Source organism: Pseudoalteromonas sp. S4492 (assembly GCF_005886115.1).
GTDB classification, from domain to species: domain Bacteria; phylum Pseudomonadota; class Gammaproteobacteria; order Enterobacterales; family Alteromonadaceae; genus Pseudoalteromonas; species Pseudoalteromonas gelatinilytica.
On sequence record NZ_PNCP01000319.1, the window covers coordinates 1 to 237 of the forward strand.

Annotated in this window: 1 protein-coding gene; it reads left to right on the forward strand. The window is 65.4% G+C overall.

Translation table 11 applies throughout. The features are described 5' to 3' along the window. A partial coding sequence (locus CWC28_RS21710; RefSeq protein ID WP_283206568.1) for a tetrahydrofolate dehydrogenase/cyclohydrolase catalytic domain-containing protein occupies nucleotides 1–237 on the forward strand: 237 nt, incomplete at both ends.

A 237-nucleotide genomic window follows, 5' to 3' on the forward strand; every position in this document is an offset into this window, starting at 1 on the left:
CTCTCCACCCAGCACCGCCTGTCCGCTGACACCACTCAGCAGGAATTGGAAGCCCTGGTCGACCAGCTGAATGACGACACCAGCATCGACGGCATCCTGGTGCAGCTGCCGCTGCCGGCGCATCTCGATTCACGCCCGATTCTCGAGCGCATCCGCACCGACAAGGACGTGGACGGCTTCCACCCCTACAACCTCGGTCGTCTGGCGCAGCGCCTGCCGGTAATGCGCCCCTGCACC